Genomic DNA, 2,904 nt, shown 5'->3' with positions numbered 1-2,904 from the left:
CCGCCGTGATCGACAGCGACGAATTCGGCGAGGCGGTGCGCGAGCAGGAGCGGCTGTTCACGCAGGCGGGCATCTCGTCGGTGCCGTCGGTGATCGTCAACGACCGCTACCTGATCCAGGGCGGGCAGCCGCCGGAGATCTTCGAGCAGTCGCTGCGCGAGATCGCCGCCGAGGCCGGATGAAGATCCTCGTCGTCGAGGACGACCCGCAGCTCGGCGACGCGCTGTCCACCGGGCTGCGCCAGCTGCAGCACGTGGTCGACTGGTTCCGCGACGGCGAGCAGGCGCATGCCGCGCTCGCGAGCGTGCCGTACGACGCCGTGGTCCTCGACCTCGGCCTGCCCGGCGGCGACGGCATGCGCTGGCTGCGCCGCTGGCGCGGCGAAGGGCGGCAGCTGCCGGTGCTCATCCTCACCGCGCGCGACGGCGTGAGCGACCGCGTGGCCGGGCTGGACGCCGGCGCCGACGACTATCTCGTCAAGCCGATCACGATCGACGAACTGGCCGCACGGCTGCGGGCGATGACGCGCCGAAGCACCGGCCGCGCGCAGAGCATCTGGACGCATGGCCTGCTCAGCTACGACCCGGCCGGGCGCACGGTGCAGTGGAACGGGGCTGCGGTGGAGCTGACCGCGCGCGAGCTGATGCTGCTGGAGGCGCTGATGGCCCACCCCGGGCGCATCCTGTCCAAGGCCCAGCTGCAGGAGAAGCTCTACGACTGGGGCGAATCGCTGGAGAGCAACACGCTGGAAGTGCACGTGCACCACCTGCGCCGCAAGCTCGGCCGGGACGTCATCCGCACCGTGCGCGGCGTCGGCTATGCGCTGGGAGCGGCGGAAGGCCAGGGGCAGGAATCGTGAGTCTGCAGCGGCGACTGCTGATCTACCTGCTGATCAGCGCGCCGCTGGTCTGGCTGGCGGCCGGCTTCGCCTCGATGCGCTTTGCCCGGCACGAGGTCGACGAGCTTTTCGATACCGAACTGATCCGCCTGGCGCGGCAGGTGCAGGTGACGCTGGCCATTCCGACCCAAGGGCGCGAGGCGCTGCTGCCGGGTGCGGGCGCGAGCGGCTCCAGCGGCGAAGCCGACGTCGGCGACCTGGCCATCGCGGTCTGGGCGCGAGACGGACGGCTGCTGCTGGCCGACCGCGAGGGCGTGCGCCTGCCCTACCAGCCCGAGGCCGCCGGCTTCGTCGACCTGCCGGTCGCCGGCGAGGTCTGGCGCGTGTACTACCTGCAGTCCTTCGACGGGGCCTGGCTGGTGGCGGCGGGGCAGAAGGCCTACGAACGCGAGGAGCTGGCCTTCGACGTCACGCTCGGGCAGGTGCTGCCCTGGCTGGCCATGCTGCCGCTGCTGCTCGTGGCCATGGCCTGGGGCGTGCGTCGCGCGCTCGCGCCGGTGCGCCAGCTCAGCGAGGAGATCGCCTCGCGCGGCGCAGACGTGCTGCAGCCCGTGGCGTCGGCGCAGACGCCGGCCGAACTGCAGCCGCTGGTGGCGGCGATGAACGGCCTGTTCTCGCGCATCGAGACCACGCTGGCGCGCGAGCGCCGCTTCACCGCCGATGCCGCGCACGAGCTGCGCACGCCGCTGGCCGTGCTGCGCGCCCAATGGGATGTGGTGCGCCGCGCCGAACCCGGCGCCGCGCGCGACGAGGCCGAGGCCAAGCTCGGGCAGGGCATGGAGCGGCTGGACCGCCTGGTCACGCAGATGCTCGCGCTGTCGCGACTGGAAGCCGGAAGCGCCGCGCCGGCGATGCAGGAGGTGGCGTGGCCGGCCGTGGTCGAGCAGGCGATGAGCGACTGCCTGCCGCTGGCCGAGCGGCGCCGCGTCGAGCTGGCCTGCGAGGGCCTCGAAGGCGGTGCTCGCCCCCCGCTGCCGCTGCGTGGCGACATGGCGCTGCTGACCGTGCTGCTGCGCAACCTGCTCGACAACGCGGTGCGCTACGCCCCGGCGGGCGGCACCGTGACGCTGCGTTTCGGCGAGCATGCGCTGGAGGTCGAGAACGACGCCCAGCCGATGTCCGATGCGCAGCTCGCCCGCCTGGGCGAGCGCTTCTACCGGCCCGACGGGCAGGACGAGATCGGCAGCGGCCTGGGCCTGTCGATCGTGCAGCGCATCGCCGCGCTGCACGGCATGTCGGTGCGCTTTGCGCGCCGCGCCGACGGCCGCGGCCTGCGCGTCATCGTCGGCTTCTGAAGCGCGCTCAGCGCGAGGACCTGGCCTTCTCGAGCAGCGTCCGCGCTTCCTCGCGGCGGCCGGTGTCGGCGACGTGCCGGCCGGGGCGCGCCGGTGCCTGCAGCGCGCGTTCGAGGTAGGTCACCGCGTCGGCGGCCTGGCCGGTCTCCAGCAGGTATTCGCCGTAGAAGAAGTTCGGGTCGATGCCCTTGGGGTTCAGCGCCAGCGCCTGCTCCAGCAGCTCGCGGGCGCGCTTCTTGTCACCGAAGCCCACCGGCCAGCCGGGCACCTTGTAGTACAGCACGCCCAGGCTGTTGTAGGCCGAGCCGTCGAGCGCCTTGCCGTCGATCTGGATCGCCGATTCGTAGATCGCCTTGGCGCGCTTGACCAGGCCGAGCGCGCCGAGCCCGCCCTTCTCGCCGGCCCAGGAGCTGACGATGATGCCTTCCCACACCAGCGGTTCGGCGCGCTGCGGCTGCGCCTCGACGATCTGGTGGGCGCGCGCGGCCAGCGCCTCGAAGCGCTTCTCGCGTTCGCTGGCCGGTGTCTGGTAGCGGATCACTTCCCAGTCGTGCTGCAGCTGCACGACGTCTTCCTCCACCGTGCCGGCGCGGGCCAGCGAGGTCAGGGCGATGGCGGCCAGGAGGGCCAGGGGCATCTTCTTCATGGGTGTGTCTCCGCGGGAGTGGGGGTCAGGCTGGCGCGGTGCTTGTCGAAGGCGCCGTCCAGCCA

4 protein-coding genes are annotated in these 2,904 nt (G+C 72.5%); 3 read left to right on the top strand and 1 reads right to left on the bottom strand.

Features of this window, described 5'->3' with window-relative positions; genetic code table 11:
- The 3 genes from AB7U92_RS25075 to AB7U92_RS25065 all read left to right on the top strand — a co-directional run.
- The coding region (locus AB7U92_RS25075) for a DsbA family oxidoreductase (RefSeq protein WP_428583254.1) at positions 1-182 on the top strand (182 nt) is incomplete at its 5' end.
- The gene (locus tag AB7U92_RS25070; protein WP_428583252.1) at positions 179-859 is read left to right on the top strand and encodes a response regulator; all 681 of its coding nucleotides are present in this window, start codon (positions 179-181) and stop codon (positions 857-859) included. The genes AB7U92_RS25075 and AB7U92_RS25070, both read left to right, overlap by 4 nt.
- Positions 856-2,193, top strand: coding sequence for an ATP-binding protein (locus tag AB7U92_RS25065; protein ID WP_428583250.1), 1,338 nt, complete (start codon positions 856-858; stop codon positions 2,191-2,193). Before AB7U92_RS25070 ends, AB7U92_RS25065 begins: the two co-directional genes overlap by 4 nt.
- A 7-nt stretch (positions 2,194-2,200) precedes the next feature.
- On the opposite strand, the gene AB7U92_RS25060 is transcribed toward AB7U92_RS25065, so the two are convergent.
- Positions 2,201-2,839 (bottom strand): tetratricopeptide repeat protein, encoded by a 639-nt coding sequence (locus AB7U92_RS25060; protein ID WP_428583248.1) that lies wholly within the window; start codon positions 2,837-2,839, stop codon positions 2,201-2,203.
- Between the last annotated feature and the right edge of the window lie 65 nt (positions 2,840-2,904).

This window comes from Piscinibacter sp. (assembly GCF_050175855.1).
Taxonomy (GTDB): domain Bacteria; phylum Pseudomonadota; class Gammaproteobacteria; order Burkholderiales; family Burkholderiaceae_C; genus Piscinibacter.
The sequence above is the reverse complement of the archived record's forward strand: the minus strand, read 5'-3'. Positions and strand labels throughout refer to the sequence as shown.

What these genes read in the sequence shown, in the direction of transcription:
- AB7U92_RS25070 (WP_428583252.1), top strand. Translation starts at nt 179, where the DNA reads ATGAAGATCCTCGTCGTCGAGGACGACCCGCAGCTCGGCGACGCGCTG.
- AB7U92_RS25060 (WP_428583248.1), bottom strand. Translation starts at nt 2,839, where the DNA reads ATGAAGAAGATGCCCCTGGCCCTCCTGGCCGCCATCGCCCTGACCTCG.